21 protein-coding genes and 1 pseudogene are annotated in these 22,946 nt (G+C 71.1%); 5 read left to right on the top strand and 17 right to left on the bottom strand.

The features are described from left to right. Positions 1–74: 74 nt before the first annotated feature. Complete coding sequence (locus tag ACFQLX_RS15265; RefSeq protein WP_386415293.1) at positions 75–1,223, bottom strand: alpha/beta hydrolase; 1,149 nt, start codon at positions 1,221–1,223, stop codon at positions 75–77. Positions 1,224–1,748: 525 nt separating this feature from the next. Between ACFQLX_RS15265 and ACFQLX_RS15260 the strand changes: the two genes are divergently transcribed. Next, a complete protein-coding gene (locus ACFQLX_RS15260; protein WP_386415291.1) occupies positions 1,749–3,287 on the top strand; it encodes an MFS transporter in 1,539 nt (512 codons plus the stop codon). Positions 3,288–3,400: 113 nt separating this feature from the next. Here ACFQLX_RS15260 and ACFQLX_RS15255 read toward each other — a convergent pair whose 3' ends face one another. Then, complete coding sequence (locus ACFQLX_RS15255; RefSeq protein WP_386415289.1) at positions 3,401–3,994, bottom strand: TetR/AcrR family transcriptional regulator; 594 nt, start codon at positions 3,992–3,994, stop codon at positions 3,401–3,403. 157 nt (positions 3,995–4,151) lie between these two features. Between ACFQLX_RS15255 and ACFQLX_RS15250 the strand changes: the two genes are divergently transcribed. Continuing rightward, positions 4,152–5,171, top strand: coding sequence for an aldo/keto reductase (locus ACFQLX_RS15250; protein ID WP_386415287.1), 1,020 nt, complete (start codon positions 4,152–4,154; stop codon positions 5,169–5,171). Between the two features lie 393 nt (positions 5,172–5,564). Here ACFQLX_RS15250 and ACFQLX_RS15245 read toward each other — a convergent pair whose 3' ends face one another. The 4 genes from ACFQLX_RS15245 to ACFQLX_RS15230 form a co-directional block, all read right to left on the bottom strand. Beyond that, on the bottom strand, positions 5,565–5,993 hold the full coding sequence (locus ACFQLX_RS15245) for a VOC family protein (protein WP_386415285.1): 429 nt from the start codon (positions 5,991–5,993) through the stop codon (positions 5,565–5,567). A gap of 151 nt (positions 5,994–6,144) precedes the next feature. Further along, positions 6,145–6,492, bottom strand: coding sequence for a YciI family protein (locus ACFQLX_RS15240; protein WP_386415283.1), 348 nt, complete (start codon positions 6,490–6,492; stop codon positions 6,145–6,147). Further along, entirely contained in the window at positions 6,489–7,430 is a 942-nt protein-coding gene (locus ACFQLX_RS15235) for a Vgb family protein (RefSeq protein ID WP_386415281.1), read from the bottom strand. The genes ACFQLX_RS15240 and ACFQLX_RS15235 overlap by 4 nt, the downstream gene beginning before the upstream one ends. Further along, the gene (locus ACFQLX_RS15230) at positions 7,427–8,104 is read right to left on the bottom strand and encodes a CatB-related O-acetyltransferase (protein WP_386415280.1); all 678 of its coding nucleotides are present in this window, start codon (positions 8,102–8,104) and stop codon (positions 7,427–7,429) included. The genes ACFQLX_RS15235 and ACFQLX_RS15230 overlap by 4 nt, the downstream gene beginning before the upstream one ends. 204 nt (positions 8,105–8,308) lie before the next feature. On the opposite strand from ACFQLX_RS15230, the gene ACFQLX_RS15225 reads away from it, so the two are divergent. Beyond that, complete coding sequence (locus tag ACFQLX_RS15225; RefSeq protein ID WP_386415279.1) at positions 8,309–9,286, top strand: LysR family transcriptional regulator; 978 nt, start codon at positions 8,309–8,311, stop codon at positions 9,284–9,286. Positions 9,287–10,192: 906 nt separating this feature from the next. On the opposite strand, the gene ACFQLX_RS15220 is transcribed toward ACFQLX_RS15225, so the two are convergent. From ACFQLX_RS15220 to ACFQLX_RS15210, 3 genes are all read right to left on the bottom strand, one after another. Then, positions 10,193–10,600: a hypothetical protein gene (locus tag ACFQLX_RS15220; RefSeq protein WP_386415308.1), complete on the bottom strand. Its 408-nt coding sequence runs from the start codon at positions 10,598–10,600 to the stop codon at positions 10,193–10,195. Between the two features lie 155 nt (positions 10,601–10,755). Continuing rightward, entirely contained in the window at positions 10,756–11,784 is a 1,029-nt protein-coding gene (locus ACFQLX_RS15215; RefSeq protein ID WP_386415277.1) for a WGR domain-containing protein, read from the bottom strand. 139 nt (positions 11,785–11,923) lie between these two features. Next, a complete protein-coding gene (locus tag ACFQLX_RS15210) occupies positions 11,924–12,166 on the bottom strand; it encodes a hypothetical protein (RefSeq protein ID WP_386415275.1) in 243 nt (80 codons plus the stop codon). A gap of 383 nt (positions 12,167–12,549) precedes the next feature. On the opposite strand from ACFQLX_RS15210, the gene ACFQLX_RS15205 reads away from it, so the two are divergent. Then, positions 12,550–13,770: a styrene monooxygenase/indole monooxygenase family protein gene (locus tag ACFQLX_RS15205; RefSeq protein ID WP_386415273.1), complete on the top strand. Its 1,221-nt coding sequence runs from the start codon at positions 12,550–12,552 to the stop codon at positions 13,768–13,770. Here the strand turns inward: ACFQLX_RS15205 and ACFQLX_RS15200 are convergent. From ACFQLX_RS15200 to ACFQLX_RS15165, 8 genes and pseudogenes are all read right to left on the bottom strand, one after another. Continuing rightward, a complete protein-coding gene (locus ACFQLX_RS15200; protein ID WP_386415270.1) occupies positions 13,760–14,689 on the bottom strand; it encodes an anchored repeat-type ABC transporter permease subunit in 930 nt (309 codons plus the stop codon). The two genes, ACFQLX_RS15205 and ACFQLX_RS15200, sit on opposite strands and share 11 nt — an antisense overlap. Beyond that, positions 14,686–15,450, bottom strand: coding sequence for an anchored repeat-type ABC transporter ATP-binding subunit (locus tag ACFQLX_RS15195; protein WP_386415268.1), 765 nt, complete (start codon positions 15,448–15,450; stop codon positions 14,686–14,688). Before ACFQLX_RS15195 ends, ACFQLX_RS15200 begins: the two co-directional genes overlap by 4 nt. 76 nt (positions 15,451–15,526) lie before the next feature. After that, on the bottom strand, positions 15,527–17,107 hold the full coding sequence (locus ACFQLX_RS15190; RefSeq protein ID WP_386415266.1) for a TIGR03773 family transporter-associated surface protein: 1,581 nt from the start codon (positions 17,105–17,107) through the stop codon (positions 15,527–15,529). Between the two features lie 5 nt (positions 17,108–17,112). Further along, on the bottom strand, positions 17,113–18,636 hold the full coding sequence (locus tag ACFQLX_RS15185) for an anchored repeat ABC transporter, substrate-binding protein (protein WP_386415264.1): 1,524 nt from the start codon (positions 18,634–18,636) through the stop codon (positions 17,113–17,115). Between the two features lie 47 nt (positions 18,637–18,683). Further along, positions 18,684–20,336, bottom strand: coding sequence for a choice-of-anchor M domain-containing protein (locus tag ACFQLX_RS15180; protein ID WP_386415262.1), 1,653 nt, complete (start codon positions 20,334–20,336; stop codon positions 18,684–18,686). Next, positions 20,333–20,974 (bottom strand): choice-of-anchor M domain-containing protein, encoded by a 642-nt coding sequence (locus tag ACFQLX_RS15175; protein WP_386415260.1) that lies wholly within the window; start codon positions 20,972–20,974, stop codon positions 20,333–20,335. Before ACFQLX_RS15175 ends, ACFQLX_RS15180 begins: the two co-directional genes overlap by 4 nt. Positions 20,975–21,277: 303 nt before the next feature. After that, a complete protein-coding gene (locus ACFQLX_RS15170) occupies positions 21,278–21,649 on the bottom strand; it encodes a hypothetical protein (protein ID WP_386415258.1) in 372 nt (123 codons plus the stop codon). A 165-nt stretch (positions 21,650–21,814) separates the two neighbouring features. Continuing rightward, positions 21,815–22,120 (bottom strand): annotated as a pseudogene (locus ACFQLX_RS15165) (hypothetical protein); the annotation flags it as partial. A gap of 148 nt (positions 22,121–22,268) precedes the next feature. Between ACFQLX_RS15165 and ACFQLX_RS15160 the strand changes: the two are divergent. Next, positions 22,269–22,820, top strand: a complete 552-nt coding sequence (locus ACFQLX_RS15160) for a DoxX family protein (protein ID WP_386415305.1) — start codon at positions 22,269–22,271, stop codon at positions 22,818–22,820. The last annotated feature ends 126 nt before the right edge of the window (positions 22,821–22,946 follow it).

Raw genomic sequence — 22,946 nt, 5'->3', positions numbered from 1 at the left:
CGCGGAGGCCGAAGCACGCGTACCGTCCCGGGCTCGGGGAAGGGCCCGGGACGGTGCGCGTCGTGCGCGCGGTCTCAGTAGTGGCAGGTCGGGTTGCCGTTGGTGAAGTTGAGGAAGTCCACCAGGTCCTTCTGCCAGTGCGTCCACTCGTGCTTGCCCTGGCCGGCGCACCATCCGTGGGGGACATCGAGTGCCTGGAGCCTTGCGTGGAACCACGTGTTGTAGGCGTAGATCTCCTCCTCGCCCCGGTCCCACCAGTCGTCCGGCATGCCGCCCGTGTACAGGGCGAGCTTGCCGCCGTACTGCGCGTAGCGGGCCGCCATGTCGTACGGGTTGACGGTCGCCCAGCGCGGGTCGCCGGGGGTGTCGGGGGAGGCGCCGAAGACAGTGCGGATGCGGTACTCGCGCTGCTTGTCCTGGTCGGGGTCGGGGAAGAGCTGGCCCGGCTGGTAGAGGTTGACCCTCGTCGTGCCGTCGCCCCAGTTGTCGAGGAAGGAGGCGCCTGCCTGGTACATGTGCCCGCTGAAGGTGTCCTGGGCGCTGTGCCCCTGGGCGTCGCGGTACTTGATGTCCGTGCCCCCGGAGAAGCTGGCGGCGGCGGAGAACAGGTCCGGGTGCTGTCCCGCGTACTTCAGCGCGCCGAAGCCGCCCATGGAGGGGCCGGCGATCATCCGTCCGGAGCGCGAGGCGGTCGTGTTGAAGTTGGCGTCGATCCACGGCAGCAGCTGCCCGATGTGGAAGGTCTCCCACAGGGGGCGGAAGCCGCCGTCGGCGTTGCCCGCCCAGTCGGTGTAGTAGCCGGCCATGCCCGCGTCGGGCATCACGACGATGCCGTTGAAGCGGTCCTTGATCTGCTCCTCGAACCTGCCGTCGTTGGTCCAGTCGTCGTAGTCGCCCGCGCCGCCGTGCAGCAGGTAGAGCGTCTTGTACGGCTGCTGGGGGTTGGTCTGGTAACCGCCCGGGATGCGGATGCGGACCCGTACGTCGTGCTCGGCCCCGTCGCGGTAGATCGCCGCGGTACGCATGGTGACGTCGAGCAGCCGCGGCTCACTCGCGGGCCTGGACGGATCGACCTGGGTGTACCCGGTGACGGTGATGCCGTACGAGGCGGCGTCGGGCAGCGGCGGCGGTGCCGACGTCGCTGAAGCGGTGGGCGCGGTGGCCGCGAGCAGCCCCGCTGACACTGCCAGGGCAGTAAGCACCCCGGCGAGTCTTCTGCGCATGGAAAACCCCTCGTTCGTGCGTGGACGGCACAGGCACATCACCGTACGGGCGCCGCGCAGGCTCCAACCAGCCGTAATCCAGCCATACTTACCCGCCGGTAAGTTCCGGAGGGCTTCGTGCCGCAGCGGTCGCGATCCAGGCTGCGAGCGCACCGAGCCCGCCTTGGCATCAGCACCACATCGGGGCTGAGCCAGCTGACTGTCAATCAGGGGTACAAGGCCCCGGTAAACAGGGCCGTTATAACCCTTCACCCGGTGTCCAGCACCCCGGGCGAACGCCTCGGCAAGGTGCACCCGCCTGCGTGCCCTCGGCTGCCACCGGGGATTGCCCTGCCTCCTCCTTCGCCGCCCAACGGGCGAGCAGCCGGCCGTGCTATCGGGTGGCCTCTCCCTGTGGTGCCTGTCCGCAGGTCAGGTGCCGGATGGGCGGAGAGGTCCACTGAGCAGTCGTGGGGGTACCCCGGGGCAGGGGACGGCCGGTTTTCAACGAGTCCCCTCATCGCGGCCCGCGGCTAAGTTGCTCCTATGGGATCGTCTCAGTCTTCTGATGCGCCGATCGGTCCGCCGTCGCCGCCTGCTTCCGGTGGCGGCAGTGGCGGCACCCTGCACTACGGCACCGGCCGGGGACGGTGGGTGCTGGCGGCGACCGTGCTCGGGTCGGCGCTGGCGTCGATCGACGCCACCGTCGTCGGGATCGCGCTGCCGGCGATCGGGCGGGACTTCGGTGTGGGGGTGTCCGGGCTGCAGTGGGTGGTCACCGCCTACATTCTGACGCTCGCGGGACTGCTGCTGGTCGCCGGTTCGCTGGGAGACCGCTACGGGCGCAAGCGCTGCTTCGTCATCGGCGTGGTCTGGTTCGCCGTCGCGTCCGGGCTGTGCGGGGTGGCCCCCAGCGCGCCCGTGCTCATCGCCGCCCGCGCGCTGCAGGGGGTGGGCGCGGCGCTGCTGACGCCGGGGAGTCTGGCGATCCTGCAGGCGTCTTTCGCCCCGCAGGACCGCGCCAAGGCGATCGGCGCCTGGTCCGGACTGGGCGGCGTGGCCAGCGCGATCGGGCCGTTCCTGGGCGGCTGGCTGGTGCAGGCCCTCTCCTGGCGGCTGATCTTCGCGATCAACCTGCCGCTGGCGGCGCTGGTCGTCGTACTCGCGGTGCGTCACGTCCCGGAGTCCCGCGACCCGGCGACCGTGGGAACCCGCATCGATGTGACCGGCGGGGCGCTGGTCACCCTCGGCCTGGTGGGCTTGACCTACGGCCTGATCGAGGGGCCGCCCAGCCACTGGGGCGCGGGCGCGCTCACGGCGCTGATCACCGGGGCGCTGCTGCTGGTCGGGTTCGTGCTGTGGGAGGGGCGGGTCCGCGCGCCGATGCTGCCGCTGTCGCTGTTCTCCTCGCGGCAGTTCTCGGCGACCAACGCGGTCACCTTCGTGCTGTACGGCGCGCTGGGCGGCGAGCTGTTCCTGCTGCCGATCCAGTTGCAGCAGGTCTGCGGCTACTCCGCGCTGGAGGCGGGCATCGCGCTGCTGCCGCTGACCGTGGTGATGCTCGCGCTGTCGGCCCGCTCCGGCGCGCTGGCCGCGCGCATCGGCCCCCGGTTGCAGATGAGCGTGGGCCCGTGCCTGGTCGGCCTGGGCCTGATGATGCTGGTCCGCATCGACGCCACCGGAACCTACCTGACCGAGGTGCTGCCGGCGGTGCTGGTCTTCGGCCTGGGGCTGGCCACGACGGTGGCGCCGTTGACCGCGACGGCGCTGTCCTCGGCGCCGGCCAGCGAGGCCGGGGTGGCCTCGGCCGTGAACAACGACGTCGCCCGTACAGCCTCACTGATCGCGGTGGCGGTCCTTCCGGCGATCGCCGGCATCACCGGGAGCGCGTACCTGCACCCGGCGCAGTTCTCGGCCGGGTTCCACAAGGCTTCGCTGGTGTCGGGGGTTTTGTGCGTCCTCGGTGGCCTGATGGCCGCGGCGCTGATCCGCGATCCGCGCCGCGCCGCGGGTCCGCAGCCACCGGCAAAGGCGCACCTCAGCCACTGCGCGTTGGACGCGCCACCACAGCGAACCGGCCATTGAGGTGAGGGGTACGGGACTGTGCCTTGCTTCTGGTGATCCGGCTGGGGCCGGCACTGCCAGAGCGCTCTGGTGAGCAACTCGCCCTGCAGCGCAGTATCTCGGCGGAAAAGGCATCAACCGGTGCGGTCGCGTAGTCCTGCGATGAGGAGTTCGACGAGTCGGCGTGCGTGGTAGCGGGGATCGCTGTCCGCGCCGATGCAGAGGTTCCCGACGCCGCGCATGAGCTCGTAGGCGTCGATGGCGGGGCGGATCTCGCCGGAGATCGCCGCGGCTTCGAGCAGGTGGGCGCAGACGGGCACGAGGCGGTCGAGGAAGTAGGTGTGCAAGGTGTCGAAGCCGGCGTTGTCGGACTGCAGCACGGCGGCGAGTCCGTGTTTGGTGACCAGGAAATCGACGAAGAGGTCGATCCATTGCGCTAGTGCGGCGTAAGGGGTCGCGCTGGTCGCCAGCAGGGCTGGACCGGCCTCGGCGCAGGCGTCTACCTGGTGTTGGTAGACGGCGATGATGAGATCCGCCCGGGTGGGGAAGTGGCGGTAGATCGTGCCCAGCCCGACGCCGGCCTTGGTCGCGATGTCGCGTACGGGCGCTTCGACGCCTGACGTGACGAAGACCGCGGCGGCCGCGTCGAGCAGGGTCTCCTTGTTGCGCCGGGCGTCCTTTCGCTTGGACTGGGCCGCGTGCCCCGCTCTCTCGTCGCTGTCCTTCACCGCGCCGTTCCCTTCCGCTACCGGGCTTGCCAAAGCGGAACATCGTTCCGTATCGTTAACGGAACAAGGTTCCGCTTCTTCATGATGCCAGAGCAGGGACCGGCAACCAAGCCACGTATCGCCACCGACGCTCCACCCGCGATGGAGGAACACAGTCATGCAGTACCGCACCATGGGCCGCACCGGTGTGCGGGCCAGCTCCCTCACACTCGGCGCGATGAACTTCGGCAGGATCGGGCGTACCACCCAGGACGAGGTCACCGCCATCGTCGACGCCGCTCTCGAAGGCGGGATCAACGTCATCGACACCGCCGACGTGTACAGCGGCGGTGAGTCGGAGGAGATGGTCGGCAGGGCCATCGCCGGCCGCCGTGACGACATCGTGCTGGCCACGAAGGCGAGCATGCCCGTGAGCGACGAGCGCAACCACCAGGGCAGTTCGCGCCGCTGGCTGGTCACCGCGCTGGACGACAGCCTTCGCCGCCTCGGCGTCGACCACGTAGATCTCTACCAGATCCACCGGTGGGACCCGAGCACCAGCGACGAGGAGACGCTGTCGGCGTTGACCGATCTGCAACGCGCGGGCAAGATCCGCTACTTCGGCTCCTCGACCTTCCCCGCATACCGCATTGTGCAGGCCCAGTGGGCCGCCCGCGAGCACCGCCTGGGCCGCTACACCACCGAACAGCCCAGCTACTCGATCCTGCAGCGGGGAATCGAGACCCACGTCCTGCCCGTGACCGAGGAGTACGGGCTCGGCGTGCTGGTATGGAGCCCGCTGGCCTCGGGCTGGCTGTCCGGTGCGATCCGCGCGGGCCGGGACATCACCACCAGCCGCTCAACGTTCATGCCGCAACGCTTCGACACCACCATCCCCTCCAACCGCGCCAAGCTCGACGCCGTCGAACAACTGGCCAAGGTCGCCGACGAGGCCGGCCTCACGATGATCCAGCTCGCGCTCGGCTTCGCGACCGCGCATCCCGCCGTGACCAGCGCGATCATCGGCCCCCGCACACTGGACCACCTGCACTCGCAACTCGCCGCCGCAGACACCGTGCTCTCCGCCGACGTACTCGACGCGATCGACGCGATCGTCGCCCCCGGCACCGACCTCGCCGCTCACGAGAAGAACGACACACCGCCCGCGCTGCTCGTCCCGTCACTGCGGCGCCGCTGAGGCACGAGCCCGTGAGCGTCACTTCTTCGCCAACCGCAATGCTGCCTGCGTCGATTCGTGGTGGGGGGTAGGTGGCGCGGTGGTCGCACAGGGCAGCGGCGGGGGCTGGGCGGGGGTACTGGGGCAAGCGGGTGGCATGCCTGGTGCGGCAGGCCGCCACGGGGCCGGAAGGCGGTCGCCCAGCACCCCCGCAGAAGGGCCAGGACCTTTCACGCTTCGTTAAACGAGGAGGAAGCCAGGGGCCGGACATGCAGGCGACCGGGGACCTCGGGGCCCCAGCCCAGGGTGCCGCTCGCCTGCTGGAAGGCGTCCCAGTTGCGGGGCGCCGCCGGGCATCCGGTGAACCTGTGCCGCTGGCAGGCGTGTTGCGGGAAAGCAGCTCGCGTGACCCGGTTAGCGCGGATCATTTTTTACAGTCCCGTGCCGGCGGAGAGAGGAGCTCCAGCCGCCGTACGGCACGGTGATGAGTTCCATGGCGTGGCCCGCCGGGTCCATGAAGTACACGCCGCGGCCACCGTCGTTGTGGTTGATCGTGCCGGGCTGCTTCCGTTGGGGGTCGGCGTAGTGCTCGATGCCGCGCTGTCTGATCTGCGCGTACGCCGCGTCGAACTCCTCCTCGGAGATCAGGAAGGCGTAGTGCTGGGGGGTGATGCTGTCCGCGGGGACGGTGGCGAAGTCCAGCGTGACGTCATTGCCCAGGCCGACCGCGATGAACGGGCCCCACTCGGCGGTGATCTCAAGGTTGAGCAGGTTCGCGAAGAACTCCGCGGACTCCCGGTTGTCCCGGGCGTGGACGATCGTGTGGTTCAACTCGACTGACAAGGAATGCCTCCGAAGGCACGGTAGTTGATGAGGGGACAAGGAAGTGCTCGGCCTTACGTCCGTACGGCCCACGCGACGAGCGACTGCGACCAGCACATTCGGTATATGCACTAGTGACCCGTGCCCCAACCTGTGGGCAGAGAGACGCTGATCAGGCCGATTCGAGGACCGGTCGGAGTTCGAGTGCCTCTGGGGTGGGGAAGCTGCGGGCCAGTTCGATGGCTTCGGCATGGTCGGTCACTTCCAACAGGAACCAGCCGCCGAGGGTTTCCTCGCCGGCGTGTACGGGCCCGTCGGTCACCGATACGGTTCCGTCGGTCGCCGTGCGCACGGTGACAGGGCCCTTCTGCTCGGTGTCGAGGGCGTCGCCGCCCGCGAGTTTGCCCGCGGCCGCCAGCTCGCCGATCCACTTCTCATAGGCCGCGCGGTGGGCGTCGCGGTCGGCCTGGATGCGGGCGCGTGACGCGTCGGTCTCGAAGATGACGAGGGCGTACTTCATGACAGGTTCCTCTTCTCGGTGGGTACAGCGGAATTGGTGGTTTCGGTAACGGCGGGGGCCGGGGCGAGGCGTGCCAGTGCACCTGTCTCGAGCGCGGTCCACAGCGCGCCGTCCGGGCCCACGGTGATGCCGTGCGGTTCGGAGGCCGGGGTGGGCAGGTCGTGGATGGTGATGATGCCGTCACCGGTGATCGAGCTGACTCGGTTCCCGCCCCACTCGGTGAACCACGCGCTGCCGTCGGCGTCGGTGGTGATGGCGTGCGGCCGGGCCTTCCGGTCGGGCAGCGGGTACTCGATGATCTGGCCGTCAGGTGTTCTGCGGCCGATCTGGCCTGCCGCGATCTCGGTGAACCAGACGGTGTCGTCCTGGGCCACGGTGATGCCTACCGGTGCGGCCGCATCGGTGGGCAGCTCGTGGACGGTGATGCGGCCGTCCATGGCGATGCGGCCGATGGCGCCCGCCTGGTTCATCGTGAACCACATCGCGTCCTGGGCCGCGGCGATCGCGGAGGGGAACGCGCCGGTGCGTGGCAGCGGGTATTCGGTGACCGAGCCCTGCGTGGTGATCCGGCCGATGCGGTCGGCGGCGGTTTCGGTGAACCACAAGGCCCCGTCCGGCCCGACCGCGATACCGAAGGGACCGCACTCCTCGGTGGGCAGGGGGAACTCGGTCACCTCGCCGGCGGTGGTGATCCGGCCGATCCGGTGCGCACGGTACTGGGTGAACCACAAGGCGCCGTCCGGACCGGTGCAGATGACGGTCGGACCGCTGTCCCGGGCCAGTTGATGATGAATCGGTTCCTGCCCATGGACGAGTCGTCCGATCCGGCCGCTGTGCACCAAGGTGAACCACAAGGCGCTGTCCGGACCGGTGGTGATCGCGTACGGGCCGCTGGCGGGATCGGACACCATGTACTCCACGAAGGTCCGTTCCGTCATTGTTGTCCCAGACCTTCGGTGGCGGCGATGCAGGCGATGTCCTGGGGGGAACCGGCCATGATGGTGCGCGCGTTGGCGCTCACCACGTCGACGGGCCAGTCCCACCAGGCGGCGCGCAGGAGCTGCTCGACGGCCTGATCGTCGAAGCGCCGTCTGATCGCCCTGGCCGGGTTCCCGCCCACGATGGTGTAAGGCGGCACATCCGTCGTGACCACCGCACCCGCCGCAATCACGGCACCGTCGCCGATCCGTACTCCCGGCATCACCGTGGCCCCGTATCCGAACCACACGTCGTTGCCGACTACCGTGTCGCCGCGGCTCGGCATGCCCGTGACGATGTCGAGGGTCTCCTCGGCCCACCGGCCTCCGAACATGGTGAAAGGGAAGGTGGACGTCCCCATCGACGGATGGTCGGCGCCCGCCATCAGAAACCTCGTGCCGGTCGCGATCGCACAGTACTTGCCGATGACCAAGCGCTCTGGACCGTAGGCGTACAGCACATTGCGGGTCACGAAGTCCGTCGCGCCGTCGGGGTCGTCGTAGTAAGTGAAGTCGCCCGCCACGACATGGGTCCCTGCGACCAGCGGCTTGAGGAAAACGACCCGTTCGTGCTCCGGCAATGGATGGAGCGTGTCCGGATCGGGTGTGCGCACAGAATTGCGGTCATACGTCACGCGGGAATCCCTCCCTGTGGGTTCCTAAGGGGCAGGCAGCGCAGGGCGTGGGAGGCCGAAGCCGCCGAACTGGCTCCGTCCCAGCATGCGGAGCGCCAGGCTCGGGAACAACAGCCGATCTTGTTAAGGTTGTTAACTCAGAGGTTCATGATCCGGGGGCATGCGGCGACCGGATCCGGAGCTGCGCGGAGAGATCGGGGCGGGATGGAACTGCGGGACATAGAGATCTTTCTGACGCTCGCGGAGGAGCTCCACTTCGGCCGCAGCGCCGAACGTCTGAAGGTCTCCCCGGCTCGCGTCAGCCAGGCGATCAAGAAGCAGGAACGTCGCATCGGAGCACAGCTTTTCGAGCGGACCAGCCGGCATGTACGCATGACTCCCCTTGGCGAAGAGTTGCACCAGAGGCTGAAGCCGGCCTATGAGGGCATCCAGACGGCCATGGCCGAGGTGACGGCCATCGCCCGTCGGCCTCCCGCCACGCTGACAGTGGGGGTGATGGGTGCACAGATGCATGAGATGCGCTCGGTCCTCGACCACTTCCGATCCCGGCATCCCGCCGTCGAACTCCGGTTCAGGGAGGTGTTCTTCAGCGACCCGTTCGGAGCACTGCGGGCAGGCGAGGTCGACACCGTGGCCGCCTGGCTGCCGGTGCGCGAGCCGGACCTCACCGTCGGCGTGGTGCTGCGCGAGGAACCGCTTCGCCTGATGGTGGCCGCGGACCATCCGCTCGCCGGGCAGTCGACGGTGAGCATGGAAGTGCTCGGCGACCACAAGGTGCCGAGCCTGGCCGGTTCCCTTCCCGCCTACTGGGTGAGCGCCGTCCTGCCGCTCTACACACCGGCGGGACGCCCGATCCGCCGCGGCCCGTCCGTCGCCACCTTCTACGAGGTCCTCGCCCTCGTCGCGACAGGAGATGTGGTGTGCACTGTCCCTGACGAGGGGCGGCGCTACCACTCACAGCCCGACATCGACTTTCTGGCCATCCACGATGCCCCGCCCGTCCAATGGGGCCTGATCTGGCGCACAGACCGCGCGACCCCACTGGTGCACACACTCGCCGAGGCGGCGACGGAACGCGGAGCCCGATGGTGCGGTAGCGGCGGGCCCCTCGGCCCGGCCGGCTCCCCTCACGGCGCCGTCGCTGCGCCGACCAAGGGCGCACCCGGACCTCCCGGGCAATGACCTTATTGTGTCGACATTGTGTCGACGAACTGTGCGGCACACGCGGCAGCGGTCCGCGTGCCCGGGCCAGCACCTCCTCGCCGCTCAGTACGTCAAGCCGCTCGCCCGCCACCTCGCTCTGGCGCCGCCGCCAACCGCGCCGACGCGAACGCGGCCCTGCGCGCCCAGTACGAGGCGTACACGGCCGCGCGGCGCCAGGATCCCTGCCAGGCCGCATGGTGGGCAAGCTCCGCGTGCGGGTCCGGGGCGCCGGGCAGCGGGGCCGGGTCGGCATGGACGAGCGCGGCGGTGAGCTTCGGTACGGGGTGAAGCCGTCGGTGCGGGCGTGCAACCCGTCGGCGACCAGGGCGGCGGAGCCGATCTCGCGGCCGGCACCTCGACCGCCCTGTACGCCACGGTCCTCGCCAACGCCGCCCTCCAGTTGGTCTCCGTCGCCGTGCTGCTCGGAATGCAGCTGCCCGCGGGCGCCGGGCCCCGGGCCACCGCCGCCGAGAGGCCGGGCGGGGTGCTGCGCAGCGCCGCGCTGGAAGGACCTGGGAGAGATGATCGGCCTGATGGCCCAATCCCTGGAGTCCAGCGCCCCTATGCCGTACTCGCGCATGTACTCGCGCGTTCCCCAACTGGACGAAGGACCTCCCCGCCACCTCAACTGGACACTGGAACCGATCCAGGATTAGGAAGGGGCCGGCCGACCTCTCAGAGCTTGAACCGTTCCGGGTTCGGGAGAGATCTCAGTTTGTGGTTGTGGCCTGGGGTTTCGTGGTTGTCGTGTAGAGGTTGGTTTCGTACTCGACGGGTGGGACGTGGCCTGTCTCGCCGTGCAGGCGTCGGTGGCAGTACCGGTCGGCCTGCAAGGGCTCACGTCGGATCGTCGTCGACGGCACGGCCTACCGCTGGCGTCGGTCTCTACGGTGCGGCCACTTTGGTGAGCTTCGGGGTCGGCGGGCCGTCCGGATCGGGACGGAACTCCACCGTGTCCGATCCGCTTGGGTAGAGCTGGATACCGGCGATCATCCCGAGTCCATCGTCTTCGACCGTCAGGTAGATGAAGTCGCCGCCCGCTCCACTGTCGACGTACTCCCACGTGCCATGGAAGTCGGCGGGGTTCTCATCTGTCGTTACGCTGGTGGCGGCGAACGTCCCATCGGACTCCAGCCGCAACTCACTGCCCATCTTGTCGTTGCGGTACACGCCGGGCACCTCGTCGGGGTCGATCGAGCCCATACACCCCGAGATCAGCATCACGGATGCGGCCAGGACGACACCAAGCCACCCCACACTCGTCCTTTTGTGCACCACGGCCCCAGCGCGCATGTTCACAGACCCCTCCCCAGAAGGCTGGACGCCCGGCCCTTCGACCGGGCGCTCTTATTTGAACATGCTCAAAAATCATGTCCGCCCTTGGGGCCCCCCTTTCGGCCATGAAGGCAGTCAACTTGATTCCACGAATGCGGCCGCCCCCGTAGCCGTCAGGGTGCGGCGCAGTCTCCGCGCAGGAACCGGTCGACCTGGGCCGGGGTCGCGTGCGTGAGGTCGGCCGGCGTGAGGGTCAGGACCTCGCGTCGGTAGTTGCGGATCCTCAGCCAGCTGCCGGGCTGCGCCTGTGTCAGCAGCCGCAGCCCCCGCTCCACCATCGTGCGGGGGTAGACCCTGTACTTCTTCTCCCGCACGTCCTGCCGGCCGCCGAGTTCGGCGAAGCCGTTCGGGTCGCGCAGGTCGAAGGTCAGGTCGATGACGGGGAACGGCTCGCGGTCCCAGGTGGTCGAGGGCATGGCGTCGCGTCCCTGGAGCCGCGCCGCGACCAGCACTTCGGTGTCCTCGTCGGCGATCTCGCAGTCGAGGATCGGGAGGGCCTTGCCGAGCCGGCCGCCGTAGCGGTCATGGTTCAGGGAGGGGGCGCAGAACAGTACGTGGTCGAACTGGCCGATGGGGGACGGCAGGGGCACCTTGCGGTGGGACCGGCCGTCGAAGGCCAACTCCAGGCGGGGGCGGACGAAGTCGAGGAAGGCCGCCGTGGCGGCAGGGTCGTGTCCGGGCTTCTTGACGACGAAGCCCAGACCCCGTCGCTCGTCCTCGCTCAGGACGAGGTAGTCGTAGAAGGGGCCGGGCCCGCCCTGGAGGTTGTGGAACTTGACGTACGTTCCCGCGTGCCCCCCGACCGGCTCGTAGCCGCCCCAGTAGAAGTCCCAGGCGCCTGCGTAGCGCTTGTCCTCCTGCGCCCGCATCACGTCGAGCAGCGTCGCGTCCGCCGTGCCGTCGGTGGCCGCCGCAGACTCAGCGCCCGAGGCGACCTCGACGTACCCCTGCCGCTTCTTCTCGCGGATCTTCCTGTCGAAGTGGCGCGCGGCGTGCTCCTCGTCGTCGAGAGTCATGGTCAGCCCCTGGGTGCGGCCTCCGGCTCGTCCCCAGGCCAGGTGGCAGCGGATGCCGTCGCGGCGGATCTGCCAGCGCCGCACGCCGCCGCCGCTTTCCTTCTCGAAATACCGCGTCTGCGACACGATGCCCCCACTCTCCGCGCTCCCTACCGGCATCCGAATGCTGCCACGGCCGAGCAGCGTGTCCGCCCAGTGGGGGTACGTCCCGCAGCTGTTCGAGGACAACGTGAGCAGTCAGCTCCAGCAGAGGTACGTCGGGTAGTCACGGGTCCGCGTGGGGAGCCGGGGCCGGCTGTCGTTGTTCGAACTGCGTGCTGTCCGTCTCCTCAGGCGATCGCCAGGACGATGGCCGGTGCCGAGTCGTACTGGCCGCCGCCGGGGGCAGGCCCAGGGTGCTTGCGCACCGCTCCAGGAAGCCCTGCTCGTCGGTGACCGCGGCGAGGTCGAGGGCGAGGGCCTTCCAGCCGGCGGACTGCACCGCCTGGGCGAGGGTGGCGTGCGACATGGGAGCACCGCTTTCGAGGTACGGAACGGGGTCGGGCGCCCGTACGGGACGGGGCGGTCCGTTCGTCCACGATGCCCCAGCGGCCGTGATCCCTCACGCCGAGCGCGGGCGGGCAGCGCCCCGATCCGCCGGCGGCCGACGTCGAAGAGCAGACCTCCGCCGGGCACCCGGTGAACCCCCGCCGTCGAAAGGTGCGTTGCGGGAAAGCAGCTCGTGTGACCCGGTTAGCGCAGATCATCTTTTCGTGCCAGGGTTGGTTCCCGGCCGTCCCGGAACCGAGAGGAACCAGGGACTCAACGATGCGGAAGGTACCGGCTCGTTGACGCCGCCCCGTCGCTGAAACCCCGCTCGCCACCCCGCCACGCGACCTCGGAGGTCCCCCCATGCGAAAGATCACCATCGTCGGAGCCGGTCAGGCCGGTCTGCAGCTCGGCCTCGGTCTGCTCGGTCACGGTTACGACGTCACCGTCGTGTCCAACCGCACCGCGGAGGAGATCCGCGAGGGCCGGGTCATGTCCAGCCAGGCCATGTTCGCCACCGCGCTGGCCCACGAGCGCGGTCTCGGCCTCGACTTCTGGGGCGAGGACTGCCCGCCCATCGCCGGGCTCGGCGTGAACATCGCCGACGGGCAGGGCGGCCTGGCGCTCGCCTTCGGTGCGCGCCTGGACGCCGCCGCCCGCTCGGTCGACCAGCGGGTCAAAATGCCGCTCTGGATGGCCGAGTTCACGCGCCGCGGTGGCCGGCTGGTCATCCACGAGGCCGGCGTCGAGGACCTGGAGCGCTACGCCGCCGAGTCCGATCTGGTGATCGTCGCGGCCGGCAAGGGCGAGATCGCCGGGCTGTTCGAGCGTGACGCCGCGCGTTCCCCGTACGACGCCCCGCAGCGCGCGCTGGCCATGGCCTACGTCACCGGTATGGCGCCGCTGCCCGACCGGCCCGGCGTCAGCTTCAACGTCGTCCCGGGTGTGGGTGAGTACTTCACCATGCCCAGCCTCACCACCAGCGGCCCCTGCGACATCATGTTCTTCGAGGGCGTCCCGGGCGGCCCGCTCGACTGCTTCGACAAGCTCACCCCCGACGAGCAGCTGGCGAAGTCGCAGGAGCTGCTGGGGGCGTACGTGCCGTGGGAGGCCGAGCGCTGCACCGATGTCGCGCTGACCGACGCGGGCGCCACCCTTACGGGCCGTTTCGCGCCGGTCGTCCGCAAGCCCGTCGCCGTGCTGCCCTCCGGCGCGCCGGTGCTGGGCCTCGCCGACGTCGTCGTCCTCAACGACCCGATCACCGGCCAGGGTTCCAACAGCGCCTCGAAGTGCGCGGCCTCCTACCTCGCCACCATCCTGGACCACGGCGAGCGCCCGTACGACGCCGCGTTCATGGAGCTGGCCTTCGGCCGCTTCTGGGACACCGCGCAGTGCGCGACGACCTGGACCAACGCGATGCTCGGCGCCCCGCCGCAGCACGTCCTGGAGCTCTTCGGCGCCGCGAGCACCAACGCCCGTATCGCCGCCCGCTTCGTCAACGGCTTCGACGACCCGCGCGACTACTTCCACTGGTTCATGGACCCGGCCGCCGCGACGGACTACCTCGGTGAGGTCAGCGCCTGAGGGGCTGGAGGGATCTGCCGGCGCCACCGTCGCCGGGGGCGGTGGCGGGGTGCGGTCGGGGGAGGGGTGGTCGGCGGTGGAGGAGTTTGGTCAGGAGGCCGTGGCGGGGGGACAGGCACCAGGTCAGGGCGAAGAGCGCGGTGAGGACCACCACGACGGAGCCGCCGGCGGCCAGGTTGTGGTGGTAGGAGACGTACAGGCCCGCCACGCCGCCCGCGGCGCCGATGAGTGAGGCCAGCAGGGTCATCGTCCACAGGCGTTCGGTGAGCAGTCGCGCGGTGGCCGCGGGGGTGATCAGCAAGGCCAGGACGAGGATGTTGCCGACGGCCTCCAGGGACATCACGATCGTGGCGGTCACGATGACGTACAGCGTCACGTCGAGGCGCAGGACCGGCAGTCCCGCCGCGCGCGCCGCCTCGCGGTCCAGGCTGACGGCGAGGAGTTCCTTGCCCAGGGCCAGGACGGCGAGGACCAGGGCGGAACCGATGGCGGCCACGGTCCACACGTCGCCCGCGCTGACCGCGAGGATCTGGCCGAACAGGAACGACGACAGGTCGGTCGTCCAGCTGTCGCGGGTGGAGACCAGCACGATGCCCAGGCCGAAGGCGAAGGCGAAGAAGACGCCGATGACGGTGTCCTCCTTCAGTCGGCGGTTCTGCGAGACGAACGCGATGAGTACGGCGGTGGTGACGCCGGCCGTGGCGCCGCCCAGGAGGAGGTTGCCCTCGAAGGCGTAGGCCAGGGCCACGCCCGGAAAGGCCGAGTGCGCCACCGCGTCGCCGATGAACGCCATGCCGCGCAGCACCACGTACACGCCGATCACCCCGCATACCAGGCCGATGACGGCGGATACGGCGAACGCCCGCTGCATGAAGGGCAGTTGCCAGGGTTCGGTGAGGAAGGCGAGGAGGTCGGTCATGACGCGCCCACCGCGCCCACCGCGCCCGCCGCCCTCGCCGCGCCGACCGCACCGACCGCGCCGGTCGCCCGGTCCAGGCCGAACGCCCGCAGCATCTGCTCCGCGTCGGCCAGGAGCGCGGGGCCGCCTTCGGCGACCACCGTGCGGTTGATCAGGACCACCCGGTCGCAGGTGCGGGCGGCCGCCGCCAGGTCGTGCGTGGTCATCAGCAGTCCTCTGCCCTCCCGGGCCAACCGTCCGAACAGGTCGTTGAGCAGTTCCTGGGTGGGTACGTCGACCCCCGCGAACGGCTCGTCCAGCAGCAGGACGCGCGGCTGGGCCGCCAGTGCCCGGGCCACCAGGACCCGCTGGCGCTGCCCGCCCGACAGCTCCCCCACCGGGCGCCGGCGCAGGTCCGCCAGCCCGGTCAGCTCCAGCGCCTCCTGGGCCGCGTCCCGATCCGCCCGGCGCGGCCGGCGCAGCCAGCCGATCTGGCGGGTGCGGCCCGCGAGGACGGCGCCGGCGATGTCGATGGGGAAGTCCCAGGCGAACTCGTGCCGTTGGGGTACGTAGCCGATGCCGCGCCCCGGGCGCCGTCCGTCGGGACCTGCGACGAACACCTCGCCCGCGGTCAGGGGCACCAGGTCGAGTACGGCCCGCAGCAGCGTGGTCTTCCCCGCCCCGTTGGGTCCGATGAGGCCGACCAGTTCGCCCGCCCCGACGCTCAGATCCGCCCGCTCCACAGCGGTGCGGCCACCGAGGACGACGGTCGCGCCGCTCACCCGCAGCAGTGGCTCTCCCCCGCGCGAAGGGGCCGGTGCAGGGGCCGGTACAGAGCCCGGTGCAGGGCCGGTCCTGTCAGTCACGGGCGCGCCTCCTGCGTCGGGCCGCCAGGACGAAGCCGAGGCCCGCGGCGGTCAGCGCGGCAGCCGCCGCACCCAGGGCCGGGCCCGCTCCGGCGCCGGTGGACGCCATCGATCCGCCGGGTGGGGTGTCGTCCTGGGCGTCCGACCCGCCCTGCGAGCCCCGGTCCGCGGAGCCTGCGGGGTCCGAGCCGCCGTCGCCGCCCGCCGGCCCCGTACCCGAGCCGTCGCCCGGCGCGGCCGGGCCCGCGTCGGCCGCGCCCACCGCGAACGCCACCGTTTCGGTGTCGGAGACCCTGGTGCCGTCCGCCAGTGTGGCGCTCATCCGGAAGGTCAGCCGGTAGGTGCCCTCCCTGGTGAACGCCCAGCCGCCGTGCGCGTGCGTGTTCTGCGCCACCGTGAGGGAGTCGGGCAGGCCGTCGCCGCTGTTGAAGAGGACCGCGGCGCCCGACAGTCCGTCGTAGGTGAACAGTGCGCACCTGCCGGGGCCCGCCACCTTGGTGAGGGAGAACTCCACACCGCCCCTGGTCTGTCCGGCCGGGATGTTCTCCGTGGACCAGCCCGGCCACAGCAGGCCATCCTGCTGGACCTGGTCCAGCAGCCAGAGCGGATCGCCGCTCTTACCCAGGAACGCGAAGTCCGCGTTGGCGGGGATCTTCCGCTTCGCCGCCGGCTTGACGTGCAGCACCACGGACGACGGCTCGCGCCACGTCGTCCTCCCGGCGACCGTGCCGTCCTTGAGGTGGATCTGCATCCGCCCGTCGACGACCCGGGCCGCGAGGTCGAGGTGCCCCTCGTCGAGTACCGTCCGGTCCGTTTCCACCGCGGTGGAGCGTGTCGCGGGTGCGATCAGGGTGCGCGGTCGGGCGGTTGGACGGGAGGACGCGGGTGCGGGCGATGCGGGCGTAGCGCTCGTGTTCCCGGGTGCCGAGGGCAGCGCGCCAGGTGCGGCGGAGGGCTGCGGCGGCAGGGTCGCACCGGCCGCGGCGGCGATGGCTTCGTCACCGACGAGCACCGTGTACGACGTCTGCGTGCCCGAGGTGGCGTCCTGGACCTGCCCGGCTTCCTCCGAGACGGTGAGCGTGTACGTGCCGGGGGCGCCGAACGCCCAACGGGTGCCGTCTCCTTGGCCGCCCGCGGGCAGTTCGTAGCCCTGCGCCTGTCCGTCGGCGCTGGTGAAGCGCACCGCCGGTACGCCGTCGGCGTCCACGTCGTACACCGTGAGCACGCCCGGCCCCTCCACGGCGGTCAGCGACCGGCGTACGCCGCCGCCGTCCGCCGGGGCGTCCGGCGCCGTGCCCGTGTCCCACGGGGCGTGCGCCACCACCCACACCTGCGCGCCGGCTTCGCCGAGGAAGCGCAGCGCCTCCTCGTCGGGGACGGCGATGCGGTGCGTGTCGTCGATCTCGACAGGCGCCCCGGCCGCCCTCGGGACGCCGGCCCACTCCCCCGGGCCGGCCTGCGCCGTCGTCGGTGCTGGTGGCGCCGTCGGTGGCGCCGCCCCCACGGCCAGCACCCCGGCTGCCGCGAGCGCCGCCGCCGCGGCGATCCTGTACGTACGCGGTGTGTCCCTCATCGGGCTCAACTCCCCTCCCCGCCCAGGCAGCGGGCGAGTTCGTTCGCGTTGTGGCGCATCATCGCCACGTAGTCGTGGACCTTCTCGTCGAAGGAGTCGCCGTAGACGGTGCACACCCGCACCCCCTCGTCCTGCGCCACGCGGCGCAGCACGTCCGCCCGCGCGGCCAGGTTCGGCTCCAGGAACACCGCGGGCACCCCGGTCTCGCGGATGGTCCTGCCGAGGTGCTCGACCTCGGCGGCGCTGGGCTCCTGGTTAGGTACGGGCACGACGAATCCGGCGACCTCCATGCCGTACGCCTTCGCCAGGTAGCCGAAGGCGTCGTGGGTGGTGATCAGCTTGCGGTGGCCCTGGGGGATCGTCGCGAGGGTGCGGGCGACCTCCGCGTCGAGTGCGTGGAGCGTGGCGAGGTACGCGGCGGCGTTCTTCTCGTACACCGCCCGGCCCTGGGGGTCCGCCCGGGTCAACTCGGCCGTGATCCGGCGGATATACGCCTCGGCGTTGGCTACGTCCTCCCAGGCGTGCGGGTCCGTCTCGCCGTGCACGTGCTTGCCGAGCACGGCCTGCGGGAGCACCCAGATGTCCGCGCCGGCGTCGCCGAGGAAGCGGTACGCCTCCTCCTTGGGCACGGTCTTGCGCGCCTTGTCCGGTACGGACAGCGCGACCGAGCCGGGCGGGTGGCGGACGCTCTCGCCGGTCGCCGCCTCCTCGGCCCGTACGAAGACCTCGCCCTTCTCGGCGTCCAGGGCGATGTCGGCGTGCCCGGTGGCGAGCAGTTCGCGGCCCCGGCCGCCCTGGTCGCCCCGGCCGCCGACGGCGAAGGTGACGGTGCCCCTCGCCACTTCCCTGCGCTTGCCGGCCAGCGTCTCGCTCTCGCCCGTGACGGTCAGTTCGTAGGTGCCGGGCTCGGTGAACACCCAGTTGACGTGGGTGTGCGCCTCGGGCGGCAGGGTGAAGGAGTCCGCGGCGTCCAGGCCGTCCGTGGAGTCGAGGTAGCTGTGCGGGGTGCCCAGGGTGTCCGTCAGGTAGACGTGCAGGTCGCCCGGTCCGCTCAGTTCGCGGGCGGTGATACGGATCTGCGAGCCCTCGCCGGGGACGGCGCCCTCCACCGCCCAGCCCAGCCACAGCACGTCGAGCCCGAGGTCCTCCTGGAGCTTGATGACCGTGCCGCCGAACTCCTCCAGCTTCTCGCTGACGGCGATCTTCGGGGTGCCCTTGCGGGCGTTGCTGTGGATCATCTTCATGATCCCGGGCTCTTCGAGCAGCAGTCCGTTGCTGAAGACGAGGTCGGCCCGGGCGACCTCGGCCGTGTCACCGGGGCTCGGTTCGTAGGAGTGCGGATCGCCGTGGTGCGGCACGATCGCGGTGACCTCCGCGCGCTCGCCGGCGACCTGGCGGACCAGGTCGGCCAGGATCCCGGTGGTCGTGGACACCCGCAGCCCGGCCTCGCCGGCGCCGGTGTCGCCGCCGCATCCGGTGAGCAGGGCCGCCGCGCACAGGGCGGCCGTGGTGCGTATCGGGGTGGGCATGGGGGCTCCTTGCGCGAATCGGGGGGTGGTGCGCCGCGCCCGGCGCCTCACCGGGGCGTCCGGCGGTGCCGTACGAGAAGGACGGCGGCGCCGCCCGCGAGGACTGCCGCCAGGGCGATCCCCGCGACGGCCGCGAGCTGCGCGCCGGTGGAGGCGAGGGCGCCGGAGGGGGTGGCCGCCCGGGGGGCTGGGCCTTCGTCCGTGGCGGTGGGGTCGGGCGGGGTGGGGGCGGCCGGTGCGGATGGGGGCGGCGTGGGGCTCGACGCGGTGGGCGACGTGGCAGGGGACGAGGTGCCTGCGCTGGGGGTGGCCGTCGGCTCACCGCCCGCGCCCGGCCGCACCGTCGCCGGGTCGACGTCGCCCACCGCCCAGGCCAGGGTCTCGGTGTCGCTGACCTTCGTGCCGTCGGTGAGCGTGGCGCTCACGGTGAAGGTCAGGCGGTAGACGCCCTCCTTGGTGAAGGCCCAGTCGGCGTGCGAGTGCGCCCCGGAGTTGTGGTCGTAGGTGTCGGGCAGGCCGTCGCCGCTGTTGAACCAGGCGTCCACGCCGCCCAGTCCGTCCGTGCTGAACACCGCCACGGTGCCGGGACCGCGGACCTCGTCGAGGCGGTACGCGACGTCCCCGTCGATCTGCGCCTTCCCGTACTGCTCCGTGCTGAAGCCGGGCCACACCAGGCCCGCCGTCTGCTGGACGGGCAGCCACCACACGGGCTCCCCCACCGCCCCCAGGAAGTCGTACGGCTGGGTGATCCTGCGCTTGGCGCCGGGCCTGACCTGGAGGACGACCTCGTCGGGCTCGTACCACCGGTGGTCGAGCAGTGAGCCCTCCTTGACCTGGAACTGCCAGCGGCCGTCGACGGGGCGCGGGGCGAGGTCGAGGTGCCCTTCGCCGATGACGTGCGCGGCCGGAGCGGTGGCGGTGGGCGCGGGCGTCGGGGTGGGCGCCGGCGGGCTGGTCGGCGTGTCGGTCGCGGTGGGCTCGGCGGGCGGCGTGGAGCCGTCGCCGGGCAGCACGGTGGCCGGGTCGACGTCGTCTCCGACCACGACGGCGAGGACCTCGGTGTCGGTGCGGGCGCCGGCGGTGACGGTGAAGGTGAGCCGGTAGACGCCCTCGGCGCTGAACAGCCAGGTGGGCGTGTGCCGTTGGCCGCCGCCGTCGAGGGTGAAGGCCCGCGGGGCCCCCTCGCCGCTGCCCAGGTACACGGCCGGCGGCTCGTCCGCCATCTCCATGTCGCGGGTGAAGGCGGCCATGCCGAAGACCCCCGGCCCCGTGAAGTCGGACAGCGCCACCTCGCCGCCGCCCGCCAGGGAGTCCTTCCACCCCGGCTCGGGGGCGAAGATCTCCGCGGCCCGCTGCCCGCCCAGCTGCCACATGTCCTGGGAGACCAGCCCGAACGCCTCGGCGAGCGGGGAGGAGGTGTGCTGCAGCGTGGTCGCGTCCGCGTGCAGGACGACCTCGCCGGGCTCGCGTACGACCGGGTCACCCGCGCCGCGGTCGTCGATCTGCAACTCCGGCTTTCCGTCGACCAGTCGGGGGACGAGGTCCAGCTCGCCCCCGTCCAGGACGACGGCGCCGGCGGCGCGGGCACTGCCGCCGCCGGCGACGGCGGTGAGCCCTGCCGCGCCCAGGAGCACCGCGGTCACAGCGGTCAGGGCCGCGGCGGTGAAGGCGCGCCTGCCGCGCGTCAGGGCCCGCGTCATGCGACGACGACGGTGTACACCGCGGTGTCGGACACGAGGGTGCTGTTCGCCGTGCCCTCGACCCGGAAGGTCAGCTTGTAGGTGCCGGCCTCCTCGAAGGCCCAGTTGGCGTGGTTGTGCGTACCGACGCCGAAGGTCCGGGACTTGTAGCCGGTGAGGGCGGTGTTGCTGTCGAACCAGCGGCTGCCGGCGCCCGCGTAGACGCTGAAGTCCTCGGTGGCCGCGCCGTTGCGGGTGGCGTGGAGGAGGGTGTACTTCACCGAGTTGTTCGCGAAGACGCCGCTGGTCAGGTGTTCGGTGGAGATGCCCGGGTACAGGATGCCCTTCGCGTTCGCGGTGGCCTCGCTCTCGGGAAGCAGCCAGATCTGACTGCCGCTGCCCAGGAAGCCGTAGCCGGGGTTGGCGGTCTTCGCCGCCGCCGGCACCGACAGGGTCACCTCGGCGGGGTCGTACTCGGTGCCGGTCTCCTCGTCGTGGGCGTGCAGGTGCAGGTTGCCGCCGTCCCAGTCGGCGTCCAGGACGTCGACGTGTCCCCGGCTCAGGGTGGTGGCGGCGAAGGCCGCCGAGTTGAGGCCGGCGGTCGTCAGCGCGGCGGCGGTGATGGCGGTAGCGGTCAGCAGTCGTTTGCGGGTACGCAAAACGAACCCCCTCAGGTCATGTTCATGTCCCCACGGACACAAAACGATACGATAATCGTTTTCATTGTCAGCTGGCAACCCTCGCTCACGCGGGGCACCTTCGGGTGGGGGCGCCGCTCGGGCCCGGTTTCCGCAGCCGGCCGGGCACCACTCCCGCCGGGGGCGGTCCATGAGGCAGGAGAGGGCGCAGCCCGGTACGCGGCAGGCGCGCAGCTGCTTGAGCTCGCTGCCTTCGAAGAGGTCGACCGCTTGCTGGGCGATTCGATCGGAAGGGGCTCGCCCGGAGAGGGTGTTGGAGCAGCGTCAGTTCGACCGCAGAGGGATCGACCGCAGAGGGATCGGCCGGCGCGTCAATGACGCACGAGGGGCGACCGGGAGGGCCGCAGCGAGACAGCGCGGCCCCTTGCCGCCCCTCCGGAGCGCGGAGTGCGCCCACGTGCCCCGGGCCGTCGCCAGTGCCCGGCCCCCGCAGCCGCGCAGGTGCGTACGGGACAGTCGGCCGCGCTGGCCGCCGCCCGCGATCAGGGCGTTCACCGACGCCATCGGGTCGCCGCCGGCGCTGCGCGCCACGAGCGCGCCGACCACGAGCGGCAGCAGCACGACCGCGAGGGCCGAACCGGTGGCCGTAGCGGTGGCGGTGGCGGTGCGCAGGGGGCGCGGGATCTGCGTGTCCATGACGGCAGTCCACCAGCAGCGCGGGGCAGCGCGCGCCGTACGGGGTACTCAGGTGGACGGGCGCCGGTACTCATTCGCCGAGGGTCGCGCGGTCCTGGGCGCGAACGCACCAAGGTGTTCCTCCGGGGCCTCATGCTGATGATCAACACGGCCCTTCTTCCAGTGGAAGGTCGCCATCGCCAGGATCTCGTGCGGGATGACCGTGCGGGTGGCGCCCGCCTCGATGAGCGGGTTGATGTGGACGATCTTCTTGCCGTCGCGGTAGAGCTGCGCCAGCCGGCCCTGCGCCTCCGGATCGTGGTCGTTCCACTCGAACAGCTCGCTGGCCGAGTGCGTGGCGAAGAACTCGCGGGTGGTGCGCTTGGGCGTCATCTCCCACATGGTGTGCGTGATGCCGTTCTCGCAGAGGTCCAGCTCCAGGTCCTTGACCAGCACCTCGGCGACCGCCTTCGCCGCCCCCCAGCCCGCCGCGGCGCATCATCCGAACGGTGTCCCGGGAAGGGCGCTGGAATGCCGTTCCATGCCTCCGGTGTGAAGGTGGGGGGTACGGGCAGCGGGAGCGGTTCCTTCCCTGCCGCCTTTCCTGTTTCCGCCATCGCCTAGGAGAGTCGCTGTGACCGTGACCAGTAGCGACCGACGACGTGATCTGGGGCTACTGCTGCTCCGCCTGGGGGTCGGCGGCACGCTGGCCGCGCACGGCGCGCACAAGCTGTTCGGCTGGGGCGGCGGGGGCGGTATCAAGAGCACGGCCACGTTCATGGACTCCGTCGGCTTCGAGCCGGGCAAGCTGAGCGCGATCGCCGCCGGACTCGCCGAAGGCGGCGGCGGCACCCTGCTGACCCTCGGCCTCGCCACGCCCGCCGCCGGTGCGCTGGCCACCGGCTCCATGGCAGGCGCGACCGCGACGACCTGGCCCAACGGCTTCTTCGCCCAGAACGGCGGCTTCGAACTCTCGGCCGTCCTGGGAACCGCGGCCGCGGCCCTCGCCATCTCGGGCCCCGGCCGCTACTCCCTCGACCACGTCTTCCACAACGTGCTCAACCGCCCGTGGATGGCCCCCGTGGCACTGGCCGCGGTGGGCACGGGAACCGCACTCGTGGTGCGCAGGCGCGACAGGCACGTACAGAAGCTGAAGGAGCACAAGGCGGCGACGGAGGCCACGGCGCGATAGCCGCCCTCCCGAAGGAGCCGTTCCCATCGTCACGGCGATCCGTGCGGCCCAGGCGCGAGGTGGGGAAGGCCGCGGCAGTTCGATGACAGCACCTCGCAGGCCACCGCCGGCGGACCGGGGCTGACG

The organism is Streptomyces polyrhachis (assembly GCF_042663125.1).
GTDB lineage: Bacteria > Actinomycetota > Actinomycetes > Streptomycetales > Streptomycetaceae > Streptomyces > Streptomyces polyrhachii.
The sequence above is the reverse complement of the archived record's forward strand: the minus strand, read 5'-3'. Positions and strand labels throughout refer to the sequence as shown.

Coding starts and splice junctions, on each gene's coding strand:
- ACFQLX_RS15265 (WP_386415293.1), bottom strand. CDS start 1,223: ATGCGCAGAAGACTCGCCGGGGTGCTTACTGCCCTGGCAGTGTCAGCG.
- ACFQLX_RS15260 (WP_386415291.1), top strand. CDS start 1,749: ATGGGATCGTCTCAGTCTTCTGATGCGCCGATCGGTCCGCCGTCGCCG.
- ACFQLX_RS15250 (WP_386415287.1), top strand. CDS start 4,152: ATGCAGTACCGCACCATGGGCCGCACCGGTGTGCGGGCCAGCTCCCTC.
- ACFQLX_RS15240 (WP_386415283.1), bottom strand. CDS start 6,492: ATGAAGTACGCCCTCGTCATCTTCGAGACCGACGCGTCACGCGCCCGC.
- ACFQLX_RS15235 (WP_386415281.1), bottom strand. CDS start 7,430: ATGACGGAACGGACCTTCGTGGAGTACATGGTGTCCGATCCCGCCAGC.
- ACFQLX_RS15225 (WP_386415279.1), top strand. CDS start 8,309: ATGGAACTGCGGGACATAGAGATCTTTCTGACGCTCGCGGAGGAGCTC.
- ACFQLX_RS15220 (WP_386415308.1), bottom strand. CDS start 10,600: ATGCGCGCTGGGGCCGTGGTGCACAAAAGGACGAGTGTGGGGTGGCTT.
- ACFQLX_RS15210 (WP_386415275.1), bottom strand. CDS start 12,166: ATGTCGCACGCCACCCTCGCCCAGGCGGTGCAGTCCGCCGGCTGGAAG.
- ACFQLX_RS15205 (WP_386415273.1), top strand. CDS start 12,550: ATGCGAAAGATCACCATCGTCGGAGCCGGTCAGGCCGGTCTGCAGCTC.
- ACFQLX_RS15200 (WP_386415270.1), bottom strand. CDS start 14,689: ATGACCGACCTCCTCGCCTTCCTCACCGAACCCTGGCAACTGCCCTTC.
- ACFQLX_RS15190 (WP_386415266.1), bottom strand. CDS start 17,107: ATGAGGGACACACCGCGTACGTACAGGATCGCCGCGGCGGCGGCGCTC.
- ACFQLX_RS15185 (WP_386415264.1), bottom strand. CDS start 18,636: ATGCCCACCCCGATACGCACCACGGCCGCCCTGTGCGCGGCGGCCCTG.
- ACFQLX_RS15180 (WP_386415262.1), bottom strand. CDS start 20,336: ATGACGCGGGCCCTGACGCGCGGCAGGCGCGCCTTCACCGCCGCGGCC.
- ACFQLX_RS15170 (WP_386415258.1), bottom strand. CDS start 21,649: ATGGACACGCAGATCCCGCGCCCCCTGCGCACCGCCACCGCCACCGCT.